This is a genomic window from Paenibacillus sp. FSL R5-0928 (assembly GCF_037970385.1).
GTDB lineage: Bacteria > Bacillota > Bacilli > Paenibacillales > Paenibacillaceae > Paenibacillus_AQ > Paenibacillus_AQ odorifer.
Window position 1 is genome coordinate 3,607,100 of the sequence record NZ_CP150225.1, and the last position, 19,895, is coordinate 3,626,994.

Sequence of the window (19,895 nt, forward strand, 5' to 3'; positions counted from 1 at the left end):
CAGGGGGAATTAAACAATGATGATCAAAAAAACGGGTCTAGTCGCCTTGGCTGCAGCAACCTTACTGATGTCTATTGCCGGATGCTCCGGATCAGGTGGGAATACTGCGAACAAGCCTGGAAGTGACAATGAAACGTCAAATAACCAGCCCGCCAGTGGCTCGACTTCCTTTAATCTCTGGCTCGGATGGACGGCAACCATCAATAATGATAGTTTGGTCCAGAAATATTGGCGTGAACAGGAGCCTGGAGTAAATGTGAAGCTGGAAACCACCCAAGGCGACGCGATGACTGCACTTAATTTGAAGATAAACACTGGCGGCTTTGAGGATGCAGCTATCTTCAGCCGAAACGAAACGGTCAAAAGCGCGATGAACCGGTCGAAGCAGCTTATGCCGCTAGAGCAGTATTTCGACATGCCTGACAAATATCCAGGACTTGCGTCTATTCCAAAGCAGTATCTGGAACTTATGAAGGATAATGAGGGCCATATCTGGTCCATCCCTACCTGGTTTGACCAAAACCCGGAAGATCCGTGGCCAGGTTGGGCATCTCAAGCCTGGATTGTCAGAAGTGATGTGCTGGAGAAAACAGGTATGACCAAAGAGGACTTAGCAACGTTAGAAGGAGTTGAGACCTTCCTTCGGAAAGCTGCAGAAGAGAAGGATGCTTCCGGCAAATCGCTGATTCCTCTATCATTCCTGATGGACACTAGTGATAATCTGGGCTGGAGCGATGAAAACGCAATTTTGACAGCATTTGGGGTGACTACAGCAGGTAATGGCGTTGACAAACGCGGCGATGATTTTGTATTCGCTTACGACGATCCCAATTATAAAGCAGCTTATCAATGGATGAACAAGATGTACCAGGAGAAGTTGATCGATCCAGAGGTCGTTACCAGCAAAAAAGAACAGTATACAGAAAAGAACAAATCAGGTCGTATTGCCTTCAATGTCGGCAGCTTCTGGAACATTCCTGCCTCAGCCTGGGAGACATTGGACGGCCCAACAGAGCCAGGGTGGTTTTACGAAGCGATCCCTTTTCCTAAAGTGGATGGTGTAGAGAAAGTCGGAATTAATCAGGTTACCAATCCGAATCCAGGCTATGATGTCTATGTTAGTGAAAAAACAAAAAATCTGGAAGCTATTCTGAAATTCTTCGATTATACCTTGCAGCCGAAACCCGAACAGCAGCAGGTCATTAATGAAGGACCGGCGGGATTATACTGGGATTGGATTGATCAACCGTTGGGCAAATGGAAATTCACAGACGAAACCTACAAGACGAGCCGCAATTCCGGAGACACCGCACAAAAAGCTAAAGTCACCCCGGAGCTTTACATGACTGCCTCTTACAGCAATGAATGGTACCCATGGTGGAACACAGAGGATGCAGGAAAAGCCGGAGCTGCTAAGACAATTAAGTTCACAGAAGCTATCGGCAAAATGGGAACGATCCGCGTGGCAGAGCCTTATGATCTATTCCAGATGAAACAGGGCGGCGCATGGGAAAAATATTCACCGGAGATCGAAAATATCCGCAAGGAATATCGAGCCAAGCTTTTAATGGCCAAAGACGAGGGGCAATTCGAGAAGAATTGGAGCGATTTCCAAGCAGCACTAGAGAAGCGTGGGCATTGGAGTGAAGTCAAGCAGGAGTGGCTGGATACGTACAAGGAGGAAGTAACCGCCTTGCAATAGACAACCGTGATGCTCTTTCAGTCGCGGATCTTAAACGATAAAAAAATTAATGGAGCACCTCTCACTTGGAGGGGGCTCCCTTTGCACTTCATGGGGGAAATCTATGATTAAACAACAAATAGAGAAATGGATCATCCGTATGACCCGTTCTATGAACCTGAGGAGTAAGATTGTATTATTCTACGGACTAATTGTATTTCTCCCCACCGTACTGCTGGCTGCAGGTGCAGGGTACATGATGCTTCATACGGTGCGGGCCAATTATATGCTTACGATCAGGGAAGCCGTTCGGCAAAGTGCGCAGAGTATTGAATTCAGGAAGCAAAGCTATGATCTGCTGGCTACCCGGACGGCTACGGATGGTGAGCTGATCTCTAGATTAGCCAGGGACTATGCGGATATCGATGAACAATTGGGTACGGTCAATTATGTGGACCGTTCCTTCCTGCTCACCAGTAAATACTTGCCAGGTATTGAGAATTTCCGGATCTATCATACCAACGATACACTAGTGCAAGATGGAGGGCTTCTGTGGAAGCCGGAAGAACGGAGCCTTTCGGGAATTCGAGAGCGGGAATGGTATACGAAAATGCTTCGCACAACAGACAATCTGGTATGGACTAATGCAGCTGACGACAGGACTAAGCTAGTGGTATCCCATAAAATTCTGAACGCATATGGAGATGTTTACGGGATTGTGTACCTGTTACTGAACTATAACGGTGTCTTCATGGAATCGTTCGAGCATCCTTTTGAAGGGGCCGGAGAATTGTATATTGTTGACGACAACGAACGAATTATTGCATCCTCGGAGCCCTCTGAAATTGGCAGCCGGTTATCCTCATCCTCCTTAGGTCAGTACTGGAATAACTCGTTGGAAACATCGGCGACAAAAAGCGGGATGATGCTGATCACTCAGGAGATTAAGTCTGGCTGGACGGTTGCCGCGCTTGTGCATCTTGACCGACTGGAGGAGCAGTCTACGCGGATTATGTACTATATCGGAGCAGGTATTGCATTTTTCCTGCTGTTGTCCATCTTTCTAATCATGATTGTACTTAAAAATGTGATTTGGCGGATCCGCAAGCTGGGCATCCGAATGACAGATATCTCACAGGGCTATTTCGAAGTTACAGTGAGAAACCGTGACAACGATGAGCTGGGTGAGCTTGAGGTATTGTTCAATTCCATGTCTGGCCGTTTGAGAAAACTGGTTGAAGAACATACAGAGGCCATGCTCAAAGAGCGGGAGCAATCATTCAGGGCGTTGCAGGCACAGATTAACCCTCATTTCATCTATAATTCGCTAAGTCTGATCCGTTGGCGAGCATTAGATCAGCAGGACGAATTGCAAATCCGAACCATAGATGCGCTGACGACATTCTATCGGCTGGCACTCAATAACCGGGTTAATGTGACGCTGATCCGTGACGAAATTGAGCATCTTAAGGCGTATATCGAAATTCAGCAGCTGCGTTATCCCGGTCAGGTATCCGTAGAGTGGCTGGTAGAGCCTGACGTTCTTGACCTGTACAGCATTAAGCTGATTCTACAGCCAACTGTCGAGAACTGTTATCTGCACGGGGGCATCACAACTAGAACTCATGCTTTTATACAAATTACGATCAAACGAGTGGAGAATACGGTGCAGTTTCAGATTTTTGATAATGGAAAAGGGATTGGCAGTGAGAAGCTGGAACAGATCCGTACCGGCAGCTACACGGGTACGCAAAACGGATTCGGGATGAACAATATCCGTGAACGTCTTGCCTTGTATTTTGGCACAGAGGGCGGCTTTGAGATTGACAGTGTAGAAGACGAATGGACTTGTGTAACCATTGATATCCCTGTTTGCAAGGAAAGTCCTGAGATAAAAAAGGGGGATGGAGCTTAATGCGGGCATTAATTGTCGACGACGAGCCTATGCAGATTCAAGGGCTTCTTCGTCATATTGGCTGGAAAGCTCTGGGGTATGAGGAACCGTTAACTGCATTATCTGGTGAAGAAGCACTAACAATCCTAGGAAAAACTCTTGTGGATGTGCTGATCGCTGACGTCTCGATGCCCGGTATGACAGGGATCGAACTGCTCGCCAGATGCAGAGCGGATTATCCGTTACTTCAGTCTTTACAGACTGTGATGATCAGTGGATATGACGAGTTTGAATTTGTGCAGGAGGCTATACATCTGGGAGCTAAAGCTTACGTTCTGAAGCCCATCAAGACGGAAGAACTCGAAATGAAACTGGCGGCGTTCAGAGAAGTAGTTGAGAAGAAAAAACAGATTGAACAGGAAACCACTGTACTTAGGGAGAAAGTAACAGAGAGCTATGAGGTGCTGCAGGAACGTTTCGTCAAAGATATGGTCGAAGGCTGGATCCACAGTGATGAGCTGCTCGAATCCTGGCGGCGTCTGCTGGATCTGCCTAATGGGGAATGGCAGGCAACATTATTCCTGTTCGGATATGACCGCAGGTTTCTAGATAATCCGCATGATGCCAAGGATCGGATCCTGCTTAGCGAAGGGTTATTGAACTGCGTTAAGACTGGTCTATCTGGCTTCACCGGTACCTATATAGGGAAGACAGGAGCGGATGAACTTGCCGTCATTGTGCTGAACGCAACGCCATTGGTGCGGGCAAGACTTGAGAAGCAGCTTGCGTTTATCCAAGACATCCTAAGAGAGCAGTATAAAGCCTCCGTCTCGGTCGGAATCAGCAGAGAGTGTTTGTTCTGGACGGAAATACCGTTGCTGTATAAGGAAGTAAGGCATATGATGGCCGGTGCCAGACTGGCCGGCTACGGACAAATCCTCTATTTCGACCGGAACTTGATGAACGAATATCATGATTTCCGCTTGCGTGAAGAATACATTCCGGAAATCGTTAAGCTACTGGACAGAGGAGAGAGCGATAAAGCTTCCGCTTATTTCAATCATGCTTTCGAAGTGTTACTTGCGCGAGAGCCTGTGTCCTTTTCCTATGTGCAGGCTTTCGGAATGGGTTTGCTTAGCGAACTAGCCAGAAAACTGAAGCGTATACATGAGAAGGATACAGAGTTGAACATCCTCATGTGGCAGCGGTTGATCGACTGTACAGGCGTAGATGAAGTCAGGAAGGTCGTACTGGAATATTTGGCGCAATATGCTAAGCTTAATCAAAGAGAGCAGGTCGCTCAGCAGCATAACCTTATCCAGCGAGTCGCCCGCCAATTGGAGGAGCATCTGCATGAGAACATGACTGTAAAGCAGCTTGCTGAGCAGTTTCACTTGAATCACAGCTATTTAAGTGTTCTCTTCAAGAAAGAAATGGGCCGGACGATTTCCGATTTCGTGCAGGAAGCGCGTATGAACAAAGCCAAGGAACTACTTCGTGACCCCAATATTAAGGTTTACGAGGTTGCCGAGCAGGTGGGCTTTCAAACCGCGGCTTATTTTGCCTTCCTTTTTAAGAAAACAACCGGCACTACACCTCAGGAGTTCAGAGATTATCATTATTAGGAGTGATATTTTGCAGACAAAGATCAGCCTGGAAGGCGAATGGAAGTTGCAATTGGATGAGGGAAATCAAGGACTGGCATTGCCTTTTACAGATGTTATCACACTGCCGGGAACAACGTCCTACGCACGCAAAGGTTCGAAGAACGAGGATGTTTTAGTAAGCGCATTAACGGATGAGTATTTGTTTGAAGGGCAAGTCTGGTATTCAAAAGAGGTCGTCATTCCGGAAGAACTAGCCGGCAAAGTCTGCTTCCTATATTTGGAACGCACGAGGCTGACGACTCTATGGCTGGACAATCAGGAAATAGGCAGCCGTAACAGTCTGAACACCCCACATATATACGAGTTGCCACAGCTTCAACCTGGGAATCATACGCTCACCATCCGTGTGGACAATACGGGTTACCCAACCAAAGGTGGACATTTAACGTCGCAGGATACCCAGACCAACTGGAATGGGATTACCGGACGTATGGAGCTTCAGTTCTATGGTGAGTCACGGCTCAGCGGCATCCGGCTCGATCCGGATCTCTCAGCACGCTCAGTCCGAATCACGGCAACCTTGGACAGCAGGAACGAATCTATACTTACAGTGTCTGCTCAGAGCTTCAACAGCGACAATACACATGCTGTGGACGAGAGGGAGTACCCTGTCTCACCGGGTAGTTTTTCCGTCAACTATGAGCTTGGTCAAGACGCGCTGCTCTGGAGTGAAGGCGCTCCCAATCTTTATAACATAAACCTTGTTTTGAAAGACAGCGATGGATATATAACGGACCGACAGGAGCTCGTTTTTGGATTGAAGGAATTCCGGGCAGAGGGCGATAAGTTTACAATCAACGGAGAAAAAACCTTCCTCCGTGGCAAACATGACGGCCTGATCTTCCCGCTTACCGGTTATGCCCCGACTGACGTCGAGGAATGGGTAAGAATCCTTGGCATCTCCAAGTCTTACGGCATCAATCATTATCGCTTTCATACCTGCTGTCCGCCGGAAGCTGCTTTCACCGCAGCGGATATGCTAGGTATCTACATGCAACCAGAGCTTCCATTCTGGGGAACAATCACAGAAGAAACCGACGAGGGACATAATCAAGCGGAGCAGGACTATCTGATCAGCGAAGGCTATGCCATACTTCAGGCTTTTGGCAATCACCCCTCCTTCGTGATGATGTCGCTTGGCAACGAGCTATGGGGCAGCAAAGCCAAGATTGATTCCTTCCTAAAGGACTATAAAGCATTTGATAACCGGATTCTCTATACACAGGGGTCCAATAACCACCAATGGGTGCCAGAAATTCTGGAACATGACGATTTCTTCAGCGGCGTGCGCTTCTCCAGAGATCGGCTGTTCAGAGGTTCCTATGCGATGTGTGATGCTCCATTAGGTCATGTCCAGATCGATCTGCCAGGCACGATGAAAGACTATGACGATCAGATCGTCCCTCAGGATTTCTTCAACGGAGAGGGGATGGAAGCTGCCGCTGGCGGAGAGATTCAGATCCAGTATGGTACGGAAGCCAAGACGGTGAAGGCTGGAGACGCTTCCGCAGAATGGATACCGCACATTCCGGTAATCTCGCATGAGATCGGACAGTATGCTACCTATCCTAATTATGAGGAAATCGATAAATACAACGGTCCGCTCAAAGCTGAGAATTTCAAAATTTTCCGTGAACGACTGGAAAGTAAAGGGTTGGGTCATTTGGCCGCCAAATATTTTGAATCCTCGGGGCAACTGGCAGTAGCTTGCTACAAAGAGGAACTTGAGGCGGCATTCCGCTCCCGGCGGCTTGCGGGCTTCCAACTGCTTGATTTGCAGGATTTCAGTGGCCAGGGAACGGCGCTGGTGGGTGTCCTCGACGCCTTTATGGATTCCAAAGGAATGATAAGTCCGGAGGACTGGCGAACTTTTTGTAATGATGCCGTTCTGTTGGCAAGATTCCCCAAGTATAACTATGTCTCTGGTGAATCGTTCGATGCCCATGTTGAACTGAGCTGTTTCCGCAGTGGTATGCCGAGTGCATTTGAACTGCATTGGGAGCTTACCGCGGATAATGGTATACTCGCCGCAGGTTCAACCGAGGTGGACGTACCTGCAGGAACGAATTATATCGATATCTGCGATCTGGCAATAAAACTACCTGAAGTTGACCGTATGAGTACTATCGTATTGTCCCTCTCCATACAGGGAACAGATATCCGTAAGAGTTACGACCTGTGGATTTATCCAGTGAAGAGTGGCAACATGCTGGAAGGTGTCCATGTCTTCGACAAGCTGTCTGATGATGCGCTTGCATTGCTGGAGCAAGGTGAGAATGTGCTGCTTATGCCGAAACCGGAATCTCTCCAAAATGCCGTTGAAGGTTATTACTGCACAGATTTCTGGTGTTATCCAATGTTCCGCTCGATCTCAGAGAGCATGAACCGGCCAGTACCCATTGGTACTATGGGGCTGTTGATTGATAACAAGCACCCGGTGCTTCGTGAGTTCCCGAGCGAGGAATATTCTACCTATCCCTGGTGGAGTATTGTTGAGAATTCGAAATCGCTCATCATGGATGCAGCTGACCGCGATTGGAATCCCGTTGTGCAGACTATCGATAATTTTGAACGCAATCATAAGCTGAGTTTCCTAGTGGAATGCAGTGTAGGAGCAGGCAACCTGCTGATATGCGCATTGGATGCTGATAAGGTTAGCGATACGCCGGAAGGCAGACAGTTCTTATCCAGTATTGCGGGTTATATGAAATCAGATGATTTCAAGCCACAGTACAAGGCGAATGTTGCAGAACTTCTTGAGCTGATCCAATAGGCAGAGGCAGGCGATTGCTAAGGTTACCTGTCAAATTTCATATGGATGAATAGTCCAATGGGGCTACAGTGAAAACTACGTTCTCCACTTGAGTAAAACAGACTGTCGCATCGTAAAAAACTGAAGAGCAGAGATTCTCTTAATGAAGAGAGATTCGCTGCTCTTAGTTTTTTGCTGCTTTTAGTTTATTGGTAGCCGCCAGCTTCAACAGTGTCATCGTTATCTGAGCCTCTGAGGGTTTCGGACTCAGATGACACTATTTTCTGATTTTCAGCCTTGTGAACAACATTTCGGACTCCAGTGACGCTATTGCTTATAAAGAGGTTCATATGTGGTATATTTCATGCAAATAGTGGCTATGAAGACCGTTAGCCTACCAAAAGTGCAATAATACTGCATTTAGCGTCATCTATGTCCGATAGGTGGTGCTAGTTTGAAAGATACAACAATGCGAAGAAGGTTTCAATTAGGCAGCATTTCGAAGTTGAAAAATTAAAAGATATTCCTTTAATTACTATACTTTTTCAAAGCATCTGCCATATCCAATTTATATTGATCTACTTTTTTGAAATTATCGATAGTTGTTACAACCATTTGGAAAAGATACTCCGATGTTCCTCCTAATTTTAGATTGTTACGTATTAAATTCATTACAATGTCCAAAACGATTGATGACGGAATGAGGACATCTGTAAGTCTAAACGTATGAGATAAGGATTGTGACCCTAAAGGCCATGGTAAGTCAATCGAAAAAGAAACGGGCACTTTAATATCCAATTTGAAATTTTTCATATTTAAACCTTTTTCAAGTTGATTCTGGATCTCCCCAAAAATATAATCGTTAAAAATCTCAGAAAATTTAGTAAAAGTAAAGTCGGAAACGTCTCGGCAAAGATCCACGAGCTTACGAGGATTGAACTTGATTTCTTTCACTGTCATAACAACAGGAGGGATGATTGCTTCTTGAATTATAGCTTCGACTGCTCCTCTTAACCCTTTGAAAAATTCATCTTTTACTTTACCGGCACCGATTAGAGAAAAAATGTTAAACGTTAATACGTCAGCGGCTTTTTCAGCGATTTCCATTACAGGTTCAATCAGTTCTTTCATTAATTTTTCTTGCATTAACTTAGTTATGAAATCGGTAATAGTATTTAATATCTTGGCTATTACATTTAGCCAGTGTTCGATTATGGCCAGGAGCTCATCGATCAAGGCTTGAAACAACGCTGGAATCAGTTTTAGAGCGAATTGAATCATATGATCAGTTAAATGATTTATCAAAATTTTGGCTATTGCTTCTATTTCAGCCATTTGAGGCATCCACATCGGATCGCTTTGCAAATGGTTGGCGAAGTCCACGGCGTTACCTTTTATTGGAGTAAATATGTTTAGAGCATTCTCAAAAAGTTGTTCTTGTGCTTCAGGTGTCAAAGGCGCTACCATTTCCGCAATAATTTTAACAGCTGCCTCCAACGGTTTCTTTAAAATATCTTGAGCTCCAAGTGGTCCAAGAACATTTGCAGCCTGACCAGCAGCTTCGCGAAGAAGACCCTCGATTTGTTTATTAACTGAAGTCTGAATTCCGTCCATGACATGAATAACGCTTCTTCCAAGCATTGTGAGTAATACGCTGGATAATACTTCTTGCATAGTTTTTATGTCAAAATTTTTAAATCCATTAACGATCTCTGGAATTAGAACATCAGAAGTCAGTTGTATGCAGGGAATCAGGGCTTGCTCAAATAGAATCTTAATCTCTTCCTCACCAGCCAAAGTGTTCGAGATTGCAGTTTTTCTGGCACTTATTTCCGTATCCACGTAATGATCGAAAGCTTGATTTATGGCTCCAAGTGTTGATCTAAAAGAGTCTTCTCCTGTAGTCGAAGGAAATGAGGGACTAAATAAGAACTTCATTGCATCTTGGGCCGTTCCTGAAACGGCAGGTTTCAGAATTGCTGCTATCTCCCGAACGCTATCTACATGTTGCATGGCAATCGTCAAAGGTTTATCAAGTAGAAATGAAAGAAGATCCCCCTGGTTCAAATTTGTGTCAGACGGACGGTTCAAATCTGTATTAATTGCACTTTTGACAGCGGGAGGAGGTTGGTAAGACAATTGTGCCGTAAAAGTAGGCATGGTTGCTTTATCTGCCGCTTGCACTGCAAGGGGGAGCAACAAAGCTGATACCCACAAAGCAGAAATACTTCGGTCAAACTCCTTCTTAAGTTGCTCGTTTTGAATTAATGCTGATAATGAGTCTAAACGAACAAAAATTTCATGGTTATCCGGCACTAACTGAAAAGAATTAAAACCTTTCAGGGTTTGAATGACTTCTGAGGTTTGTTCAGCTGGTAAAGAAGCAAGGCCAATTAAACGAAGGATCTCTTCCTTAAAGAACACATTCATAGTCAAGAAGAACAACGATTGGAACTGTCCGCCAATAAATGTAAGAACGGTTTGCGCTAGTTTTTCGTTATTGCTCCCGGTACCTTCATTTAATTGTCTACTGACCTCATAGGCTGATTTCACTCCTATCCTTAGCATAGTACCGAGCATTAATGCTTGTTCCTGCTGTGTGTCAATAGCTTTATTAACAATGCCCTCAATTAAGCGGTCCCCATAACGATTGACCAGTTTTGCAGGATCGGGGAATTTAAAATTGATGCCACCTCTATAGCCACCCCCCGCAATAAATCCCATTCCCGCCTCATAGACAAATTGGAATCCAGATTCCCCTAGAGTAGCTGTCTTATGTAAATTACCAAGCATAACAAAATTGGCATACGCCATAAAACCAACCGCAAATTGGGCGTACAAATAACCTTCGAGCTTTGATTCTTCTAACAATAGCTCAATCAATTCACCGGATAAACCATTTCCTGACGGTTTATTCTTCAGGATTTTCAATAACTCTTTAACTGTCATATTCATGCTTAATCCAGCCGCTACCGCCGCTTTAAGAACGGCTTGAAGTCGACCAGCTAGCCCGGCTTCGTCGAATAGATCCAGGGGCGTTTGTATCTGTACTTGGAGAAGAAGCGAAACTTCGGCACTCCCCAATATTTTTAATTCAGCCCATTTATTTAATAAATTATTGATTTGTGTCATAGCCTGAGCGCCTAACTTATAGTTCATTCCTCTTCTCAAGCTACCCTGGCCTGCAACTAAGGTCTGTCCCTGGATATTTCCCCAGCTTTGAGTTGTTGTGCTTTGTTGAAAGATCTGCTGATCTTGATTCAGTGGCAATCTAACACCTCCATATTACATTGTTTTAGTATTAAGTAATATGGGGTGTGAACTCATTTGATAACTTTTATGGAAAAAATTTGCTTGGATTAAATCGAAAACTTCTCATGAAACATTTCATCCAATAATATTATTTCTGCTTTTCTGCTGACAGCTTGGTTTCCAAACTTAACATCAATGATAAACTCATCACTCAGCATCTGCCGATACCGGGATATAATCTCTTCTTCCATCAGTTCTCCCATTGACTTCGTTTCAGTCGGGATTACAGAGATTCCAGCTTGCTCTACCAAGTAAAGATTTTGTTTGATATCTGTAGCTACTTTGCTAAGAATGCTTTCGCTTATTGCTGTCTCAATATCTACCATTCCTTCATTCGTATAAAAATGCTTGTTGACTGCAGCGAGTGCAGCATGTGAAACATGAAATGCTTGAATATCTTTTTGTATTTCATACTGCATTTCAGCTGTTTCGAATATCAAAGCAAGCTCCTTAACTCTTTCGGTCGTTTGTCCATTTATTTCACCAAAATAAGTTTTGGAACCAAATTGAGCGTATAAAATATCCTCTTTAATGTCTCCACCTGCACCAGGGAATCCTGGAAGTAACCGATCACCCACGATTTCAAGCCAGGAATTATAACCAATAGTGTTGGTCAGTGTAATTATTGTTTTGCTCTGATTATTTTTGATCGCAGACAGGGCAGATTCTGCCTGATCATATCGTACAGGAACAAAGATAAAATCATAGATGTCATCATCTGCAAGCTTTTCGACCGTCTTAATGGATAGTTGCTTTATCGTACCGTTGTCGTTGTATCTCAAACCCTTCCGCTTAAGTTCATCCAGCCTTTTTCCTCGAGCCAGTAAAGTGACGTCAAACCCCGATTGTGCAAATCTAAGAGCGTATAAACTGCCAATTACGCCAGCGCCAAATATTAGAAGTCTATTTTGTTTTATGTTCACTATTATCATTCCTTCCGACTAACTAGTCACTGATTGTTTAAGCAACATCTGTTTGATAAGATAATAGTATGACAAGACTATGCTTACAACCGTCATTGTAAGAAAAGAGTTGCATAGACAACACATTCCGATAATTGATGTTTTAGAAAGGGGAGACTCAGATGGTACATCAAGAAGATCCGAGAGTAATACGGACTCGCCTGTTAATAAGAGAAGCTTTCAGAAATCTTTTACAGACTAAAGGATTTGATTCAATGACAATAAAAGATATCTCACAGAAAGCTACGATAAACCGGGCTACTTTTTATGCCCATTATGAAGATAAATATGCTTTACTCGATGAATTTACAGAACATTCTTTTCATCAGATGATTCCTGAACAAGTAATGAATGCACGGGAGTTTTCAGATGAAATATGTAACCAGTTGATCTTGTTGACTCATCAGTACATCGTTGATTTTTATCAGAAATGCAGAATGGATTCCAAATCTATTGCTAAGCTGGTGGATGAGAAAGTAAAAAATATGCTGCAGCAAATCATTGAAAACATATTTTTGAAAGGGATTAATTATGATATCGCAGACCGCCAACATACAAAGATCATTTCAGCAATGACAGGATCAGCGATCTATGGCGCTGCATTTACTTGGTTAATTGAGGGGGAGGCTGATCAGACCGATTTACTTGTGGACATTGTTCGTCCTTATGTAATGAGTGGCCTGGGACTCTTGATAAGATAGAATAGGAACGCTTACAAGCATAACACTCGGGACAAGTCCCACGAACAGGAAGGTTTAATCACTTCGCCAAGATTATCAGAAAGGTGGAACCTATGGTTGATTTTGACTGGTCATTTTGGGAGACGATATTACTTTATTTTTATTATGTTTATAGTTGATAAACTAGTCATCAAATCCTAAATTGCAAATATCCACAAAAACTAACGCTTCGGACCATTCCGAAGCGTTAGTTTTTGTATGCACAAGTTATGTTTAGTCATCTAACGCATGCCTAAATCCAGAAAATAATAATTCTCAAATTAGCTATTTTAAATTTGATGAAAATGATATAAGATAATGTAACAATTGAAACGATACGTATCGTACTACAATTACATTGTTTTAATAACTAAATAACATTTAGGAGGTGAAATGAAATTGAACGTGAAAAACAAAGAACCTCGAAGTAAAAAGGAGATTCTTACTGCAACTCTAGAAATGTTGGAATCTAACAGTTATTCATCATTAACGATTGAGGCTATTGCAGCACAAGCTAGAGTTGGCAAAACAACCATCTATAGATGGTGGGAAAATAAAGCACGGCTTGTATTGGACGCTTTTCTAATGACCGTAGAATCAGAGTTTGAATTTGATAGCAATAAATCCATTGAGGTTAACTTTAAACAACAGCTTGAAGCTTTAGCTCGTATCCTCAATAGCAAAATCGGGAAATCCACTTTAACTATAGTTACAGAGAGCGAAGAAATCGCAAAAGATTTTTACGTATTGTTTTTAATGACTAAAAGAAATGATGCCAAACAATTACTCCAAGCAGCCATAGATAAGGGAGAATTGAAGTCAACAATTAACCTGGATATAACTTTAGATCTGCTTTATGGTCCCATTTACTTTCAAATTCTCATCTATAAAAAAATTCCGGATGCGGATTACATAAACGATTTGTTGATCCATGTCTTGGAAGGCATCACTGTTGCAAATTAATAGTAAACCGGGGAATATTCACTTTATGAATCAGACGATAGACGTTCAGAATTACAATAAGAACTATTCATTAATGACGATTATTTTATTTTGGTGTGGTTTAGTTATTCTAACTAGCATGTATATTACAATTCCATTATCCGAAGTGTTTTCGCATGCCTTCCAGATTAGCCCGAGTGAGGCGGCTTGGATTGGGAGTTCATTTTCTCTTTGTTATGCGCTGGGCTGTCTTTTGTATGGACCTTTCTCAGACAGGTATGGACGTAAAGTATTTTTAGTAGCCAGCATTATTGGGTTAACCGTAGTTACGCTTGCGCTAGGATTTGTGGATAGTTTTTACGGGCTTATTATGCTCAGAGGAGTGCAAGGCCTAGTGGCTGCTGCATTTGCACCTATTGCGCTAGTGTATGCAGGGGAAATGTTTCCGCCTCATAAAAGATTAACAGCCGTTGGATTTATAAGCTCAGGACTGTTAATGGCAGGCATAGTAGGCCAGGTTTTTAGTGGGATTGTTAACGAAGCTCTTGGCTGGCGTGCTATTTTCTTTATTTTGGGGATTGTGTATGGTATTACTTCAGTGATTGTAATAAGGTTCCTTCCTAAAGATGAAATGCTAAGACCGAAAGAAAATGTTCTGCGGAAGTTTAAACAAATGACAATTCTGCTAAAACAATCACAATTGCTTTTGGCTTTTGCGATAACCTTTATGCTTCTATTAACTTTAGTTGGCATGTACACTGTTTTGGGAAGTTATTTAAGCTCAGCTAAGTTTGGACTTTCCTCACAGGATATCCTTTATATTCGTGCATTTGGAATCGCGGGGATGCTTTTAGCACCCTTTTCCGGAAGAATTGCTCAAAAACTTGGAATGGCCGCTGTTCTAAGGGGAGGCTTAGCTTTAGCTGCAATTGGGTTGCTTGCTCTAGGTTTTAGCACGAACCTGCCACTTCTTGTCCTAATGAGCGTTGTATTTGTGGCTGGTATCGCGCTGGTAACTCCCGTTATCATCTCAATTGTCAGTCAATTAGGGGGAAATGCAAGAGGGTCTGCTATTTCATTCAATGCATTTATTCTATTCCTAGGCGCTAGCACAGGCCCGATATTAGCTTTGAAATTATTAAAAACAGAAAATTATTCGTTATCCTTTACTATATTAGGTTCTATTCTTTTATTAGGTTTTTTAATCTCTCTTTTTCTTAGATTATCGGCTAGGGAACCCGCAGTAAAAAATGAACGGGCTGCTTCTTTACCCACAGAGTGATAGGAATGATTAAAGAAACGGAGATTTGCATTGTTGGTGGTGGACCTTCTGGCCTCTTTCTAGGGCTGCTGTTAGCCAAAAACGGAATTAGAGTTACCGTACTGGAAAGTCAAACAAGCTTTAATCGCAAGTTTAGAGGAGAAGTTCTCCAGCCTCGATTTGTAAGGCTCATGAAAGAGCTGAACCTGGAACAGTGTCTTGAAAAGTATGAGCATATAAAATTATTTAATTCCGAAATATGGAATAATAAGAAATATATCACTCAAATTGATTATGAAAAAGAAATGCCGGAGGCACCTTACGCAATTAAAATAAAACAATCCGTCCTGTTAACTTTTCTTTACGATCTAGCAAAGGATTATACTAATTTTGAGCTCATTTTTAACGCTAAGGTCACTTCAACTATTAAAAGTACAAATCGAACAGTCGGGGTAAACGCCTTAGTAGATGGACAAATGACTGAGATCCATGCTTCTTTAGTAGTCGGAGCGGATGGACGGATGTCCACGGTTAGGAAGACAAGCGATTTTTCTTTTAAGTATAAAAAAGAAGATTTTGATTTAATCTGGTGCAAAATATCGACTAATGAGTTCAAGCTAAATCAAAAACTCCTTTTCAGATTGTCTGATTTTAGTAACTTCATAGGGCTTCCTTATTCCTCTGATTGTGTGCAAATAGGTTTTACAATGAAGAAAGACCAATGGAATACCATAAAAAGAAAAGGCATCGAACCATTAAAGCTTGAATTCATAAAGGCCTTTCCTGAGCTTGAAGAAGACATTGAAAAAATCAGTGATTTCAAATCGTTCGTTTCTATCCAATCAGAGACTTTTATGGTGGACAATTGGCATGATAAGGGTTGTATTCTAATCGGTGATGCTGCACATTGTTCTTCTCCACTCGGAGCTATCGGATTGTCCTTGGCTTTTGAAACAGCGCTGGTCACAGCTGAACTTATTGTTACATCAAAATTAGAGCCAAATCATGAATACAAGCGTTTAGATCGTTTGCAGTCCATTCGTAATCGGGAAATTCGTTTAGTGCATTTTGCTCAACAGTTGATAATCAGCATGATCGTTAAATCCCCTAAAGGGATTAAAAACTTCTCGCTAGCGTGCATGAAACTGATGGGAAATAGCAGGATCGCTAGATATTTAATGCGGAGATTCTTTTTGGGGAGTCCTAAAATAACGGTTGATAATGCCTTTAAATTTTAACGAAGCCTCATTCCTAAGTAGAGTTCATTGGGAATGAGGTTATTTTAATTTGTTGAAACGCAAAGAATTTGTATAGAAAACGCTTTCTATCCATTGTAAAATACAGGTTGAGGTGTAATTACAAAACAAGGATGGAAATCCCATGCGGATCAAATTTAATATTTTTCAGAAAATGTTAGTGTTATTGCTGATTCTGCTAACTCCGGTTGTGGCGCTGTACTATTATTCTACCTCTAAGAGCATCAACGTCATACAGGAGGAGCTTATCAAAGCCAGCCTGAACCGGATGGAGCTTTTCGTGGCACAACTGGATGCCAGCATTGAGAAGTTCGACTTAGTCTCCGCACCTATGCTCGTTGACACGAACGTGCTGGAGTACCTTTACAACCTCAACATGAGCGATTATTCCCTAATGAAAACAAGGCTGCTGATCCAAGAGAAGCTGTCGCTGGCCAGCGCATCGGGCAACTGGCGCAATGACGTAACCGTCTATTTCCCTCAACGAGACGATAGTATTTCTTCTTCCCCCTCCTATGAATATGACCTTAAAGAGTTTGAAAGCCGATTTTCGCTAGGGTGGAGCTACAGCGAAGATTTGGAGATTGGCTCCGGTTTTACTCGAACTTATGTCACTACGGGTTACAAACCAGCCCGTCCGGACGATCTGGATGTTGCCGTTCGCATTAACCTCTACAAGTGGAGCTTCGAAAATTTGCTTGATACCTACAAATCTGGTCACTCTGACAACCCGTTTTTTTACAAAGAAGGACATGCCATCATCGCCAGCCGATCCGCAGATGGGCCCAAGATGGACCAAATCATCGCGGAATTAGGCGACAGGATCAATAGCCGGGATTCAAGTTTTTTAATTCATTCCTTCGACGGCAGGCCTTATCTGATTACCTATTATTATTCCAATATTCTTGAGTGGCATCTCGTCGATTCTGTTCCACTTAACCAGATTATCGGACCTATCAAGCAACAGCGGTTATTGTTTGGAGCTTCTTCGATTATTTTGCTCCTATCCTGTATTACCGCCGCGTCTGCCTTGTACTGGAACGTACATCGACCTATTTTCCAACTTGTGCGTGCGGTGCAGCGGATTAAGGAAGGCGATTACGCCTACCGGCTGCCGAAGAAATCAAACAATGAATTCACGTTCCTGATGCAGAACTTTAACGAGATGGCGACGCAGATCCAAGATCTCATCGAGAATGTCCTACAATCGCGTATTCTTGCGCGCGATGCTACGCTAAAGCAGCTACAAGCACAGATCCATCCTCATTTTCTGTACAATTGTTTAGGTTTCATCATTAATATGACCAAGATGGGGAAGAATCGGGCTGTCATAGACATGGCGTATCATCTGGCTGACTATTACCGGTATACGACACGAATGGATAATCAAGGAGTCAGCCTGAGTGAAGAACTGGCGTTCGTGCGCATTCACCTCGAGATTCTTCGGCTTCGCAATGAGACGCTGTCCTACAGCATCGAACTGCCTGAAGAGTTGGCGGAGCTGCGAATTCCCCGGCTTCTTATCCAACCGATCGTGGAGAATGCGATCGTGCATGGACTTGAGAACGTCGAATATCCAGGCCGGGTTGAAATTAGAGTTTACGTCAATGAAGACCAATTGCACTTGGAAGTGGAGGATAACGGAAAAGGATTAAATAAAGAACGGATGGACCAACTGCAAATGGAGCTTCATATTCCGGCCAGCGAATATGCAGGCTGCGGTCTTTGGAACGTATATCAAAGACTGCAAGGCAACTTGGGTTCAGACGCTCAAATTGAGTTTTGCCCGTCCAGACTGGGGGGGCTAAACGTGAGGCTGATTTGGAGACTTGGGATGAAAGATGAAACGAAGGAGGAAGAGCAATGAATAGCCTGCTTGTAGTTGATGACGAGAAACATTATGCGGACAGTCTGGCAGATACAATTCCATGGGCGACACTTGGTATCTCCCGCGTTTGGAAGGCTTACAGCGCGAGCGAGGCACTTGCTCTGATAGACACCTTCCCCATTGACATCCTTATGACGGATATCCGTATGCCCCGCATGAACGGCCTGGAACTGATCGAACAGGCCAGGCTTCGTATTCCAGGGCTGAAGTGCCTGCTGCTCACAGGTTATGCGGACTTCGATTACGCCCGAAAAGCGATTGAGCTGCAAGCGCTCGATTACCTGATGAAGCCCGCGAAGGACGAGCAGCTACTTAAGGCAATGGGCCGGATCATTAAGCAGCTTGAGCAGGAGCGATCAATCGAACAGGGCTTCCGTATCTACCGAGACAATAGTGCAGAACTGAAAGCAGGGTTGTTGCTCAAAGTGCTCAGCGGAAATCTGAATAGCAAGGCGCTTGCAGAGAAGTTAAAGCTGTTTGACCTCCCTCTTCCGATACCAGGTCATGTCTCGATGTGCCTGGTCCGATTGGGTTCCCCCTTCGATGGACAAGACCTCTATTCGCAGTCACTGATCCGGTTCGCGGTAACAAACATGCTGGAAGAATTGCTGATGGACCGCTATGACTGCTGGTCGGCGGCGGATGATGAAGGAAACCTGCTCGCTCTGGTATACGACCTATCAGGAGCACCACCCGATCCGGAATGGGTGCTTGAGCGGATAGAGCGATTAAAGCAAGAAGTACAGAGTTTGCTTAAAGGTAAAATTTCTGTAGGGGAAACCGACTGTCTATTCCCGGAAGGACTGCAAGCTAGTTATATGACAGCTAAATCGCGATTAGATAGTGACGGTTTTTCGGGTGGGCAGGTGCCCGAGCGGAATGAAGAGGAAGCGCGTCTTATGCGCAAGCTGTATGAAACGCCTCTGCTGACACATCTTTTGGAAACGGAGCAATGGGAAGCGGCGGAAGCTAAGATCCGAGCGTTCGTGTCACCGCTATTGCATACGGGTTCACCTAACCTCATGCGCGACGTCTTTTTCTTTCTCTCCAATGCCTTCCAGTATATCGCGAATCGCAGTGGCAGGACGCTGGCCCAAATGCTCACTCCTGAGCAATCGGCTTTCGTTAAAGGAAAAGCGATGCTGCACGCGTCGCAGCTGGAAAGCTGGGCGCTCGACTTACTACGCACACTTCGCGATAAGCTAGGGGAGGAGACCGAGGACCACAGCCAGGTGATCGTCCGGAAGACGCAACTCTACATCCAGAAAGAGCTGGACAAGGACTTATCACTTACTTTGCTGGCCAAACGCGTCTTCGTACATCCTAACCATCTGTCAAAAATCTTTAAGCAGTGTACAGGCACTACCGTATCCCAATATATTTACGAGCAGCGTATGCTCAAAGCCTGCGAGGTGCTCAAGCATACAAATAATAAAATCTACCATATTGGTGAAAGTATTGGCTATCCCAATACCAACTGGTTTATTCGGAAATTCCGTGACTATTATCAGGTGACACCGCAGGAATTCAGGGATAGATACCGATCGGGAATGGAGTGATT

At 43.7% G+C, this 19,895-nt stretch carries 12 protein-coding genes; 10 read left to right on the plus strand and 2 right to left on the minus strand.

The genetic code is table 11. The features are described 5' to 3' along the window. Positions 1-16 precede the first annotated feature (16 nt). From MKZ16_RS16240 to MKZ16_RS16255, 4 genes are all read left to right on the plus strand, one after another. Complete coding sequence (locus tag MKZ16_RS16240; protein WP_036677265.1) at positions 17-1,702, plus strand: hypothetical protein; 1,686 nt, start codon at positions 17-19, stop codon at positions 1,700-1,702. 103 nt (positions 1,703-1,805) lie between these two features. Then, positions 1,806-3,596 carry a sensor histidine kinase gene (locus tag MKZ16_RS16245; RefSeq protein ID WP_076105734.1) on the plus strand — a complete coding sequence of 597 codons (1,791 nt, stop codon included), beginning with the start codon at positions 1,806-1,808 and terminating at the stop codon, positions 3,594-3,596. Next, entirely contained in the window at positions 3,596-5,200 is a 1,605-nt protein-coding gene (locus tag MKZ16_RS16250; protein ID WP_076105735.1) for a helix-turn-helix domain-containing protein, read from the plus strand. The genes MKZ16_RS16245 and MKZ16_RS16250 overlap by 1 nt, the downstream gene beginning before the upstream one ends. A 10-nt stretch (positions 5,201-5,210) precedes the next feature. Beyond that, positions 5,211-8,015, plus strand: coding sequence for a glycoside hydrolase family 2 TIM barrel-domain containing protein (locus MKZ16_RS16255; protein WP_076105736.1), 2,805 nt, complete (start codon positions 5,211-5,213; stop codon positions 8,013-8,015). Between the two features lie 507 nt (positions 8,016-8,522). Here MKZ16_RS16255 and MKZ16_RS16260 read toward each other — a convergent pair. Together MKZ16_RS16260 and MKZ16_RS16265 are read right to left on the minus strand one after the other, a co-directional pair. After that, the gene (locus MKZ16_RS16260; RefSeq protein ID WP_076105737.1) at positions 8,523-11,264 is read right to left on the minus strand and encodes a hypothetical protein; all 2,742 of its coding nucleotides are present in this window, start codon (positions 11,262-11,264) and stop codon (positions 8,523-8,525) included. A gap of 89 nt (positions 11,265-11,353) precedes the next feature. After that, a complete protein-coding gene (locus MKZ16_RS16265; protein ID WP_076105738.1) occupies positions 11,354-12,229 on the minus strand; it encodes a 2-dehydropantoate 2-reductase N-terminal domain-containing protein in 876 nt (291 codons plus the stop codon). A gap of 161 nt (positions 12,230-12,390) precedes the next feature. On the opposite strand from MKZ16_RS16265, the gene MKZ16_RS16270 reads away from it, so the two are divergent. The 6 genes from MKZ16_RS16270 (at position 12,391) to MKZ16_RS16295 (ending at position 19,893) form a co-directional block, all read left to right on the plus strand. Continuing rightward, positions 12,391-12,969 carry a TetR/AcrR family transcriptional regulator gene (locus MKZ16_RS16270; RefSeq protein WP_038571167.1) on the plus strand — a complete coding sequence of 193 codons (579 nt, stop codon included), beginning with the start codon at positions 12,391-12,393 and terminating at the stop codon, positions 12,967-12,969. 411 nt (positions 12,970-13,380) lie between these two features. Then, entirely contained in the window at positions 13,381-13,950 is a 570-nt protein-coding gene (locus MKZ16_RS16275; RefSeq protein WP_076105739.1) for a TetR/AcrR family transcriptional regulator, read from the plus strand. Between the two features lie 25 nt (positions 13,951-13,975). After that, the gene (locus MKZ16_RS16280; protein ID WP_076105821.1) at positions 13,976-15,211 is read left to right on the plus strand and encodes an MFS transporter; all 1,236 of its coding nucleotides are present in this window, start codon (positions 13,976-13,978) and stop codon (positions 15,209-15,211) included. Positions 15,212-15,216: 5 nt separating this feature from the next. Next, positions 15,217-16,428 (plus strand): FAD-dependent monooxygenase, encoded by a 1,212-nt coding sequence (locus MKZ16_RS16285; protein WP_076105740.1) that lies wholly within the window; start codon positions 15,217-15,219, stop codon positions 16,426-16,428. A 142-nt stretch (positions 16,429-16,570) separates the two neighbouring features. Continuing rightward, on the plus strand, positions 16,571-18,313 hold the full coding sequence (locus MKZ16_RS16290; RefSeq protein WP_076105741.1) for a histidine kinase: 1,743 nt from the start codon (positions 16,571-16,573) through the stop codon (positions 18,311-18,313). After that, positions 18,310-19,893 (plus strand): response regulator, encoded by a 1,584-nt coding sequence (locus tag MKZ16_RS16295; protein WP_076105742.1) that lies wholly within the window; start codon positions 18,310-18,312, stop codon positions 19,891-19,893. Before MKZ16_RS16290 ends, MKZ16_RS16295 begins: the two co-directional genes overlap by 4 nt. Positions 19,894-19,895: the final 2 nt, after the last annotated feature.